Source organism: Vibrio sp. 970, assembly GCF_033339075.1.
Genome location: NZ_JAWOTW010000347.1, coordinates 1 through 683 on the forward strand (window position 1 = coordinate 1; position 683 = coordinate 683).

Annotated in this window: 1 protein-coding gene; it reads right to left on the reverse strand. The window is 48.3% G+C overall.

Annotation, left to right across the window (positions count from 1 at the left end; all coding sequences use genetic code 11):
* Positions 1-683 (reverse strand): tandem-95 repeat protein (locus tag R7Q11_RS26575; RefSeq protein ID WP_225467047.1); only part of this gene is annotated, 683 nt, incomplete at both ends.

The window sequence follows — 683 nt, forward strand, 5'->3', positions numbered from 1 at the left end:
GCGGTCACGGTATCCGTGCCATCAGAAACATCGAAGGTAAAGTTCACATCACCATTGAAGTTCTCGTTTGGAGCAAAGCTGTAGGTCCCATCACCGTTATCGGTTAGGACACCATCAGCGCCAGTGTAAGTGACACCTTCTACCGATAGGTCATCACCATCGATATCCGTTGCGCCATCAAGCAGATCTTGGTCAGTGAAGGTCAACACACCATCTTCACCAATAGTGAACGCTTGATCTTCTGGCTGCGGTAAGTCATTAACTGGGTTAACCGTTAGGTCAGCCGTTGCAACGATAGTATCGCTGCCATCGTTGATATCGAACGTGATATCAATGTCGCCATTGAAGTTCGCGTCAGGCGTAATGGTAAAGCTACCATCGTCATTAGCCGCAACCGTCGCATCACCGTCAACCACTAGGTTAGAAGCGGTTAGTGCATCACCTTCTACATCCGTTGCTTGTGCCAACAATTGTTCTTGGCTTAGCGTGATTGAGTTGTCTTCGTCGACACTGTAAGCCAAGTCACCCGATACTGGAGCATCATTGATTGGCAGAACATCAATGTTTGCCGTCGTCGAAGCGGTCGCACCATCTTCGTCCACGACTACAACATCAAGGTTCACTTCACCATTGAAGTTTTGGTTTGGTGCAAAGCTGAACGTACCATCACCATTGTCGGTAAA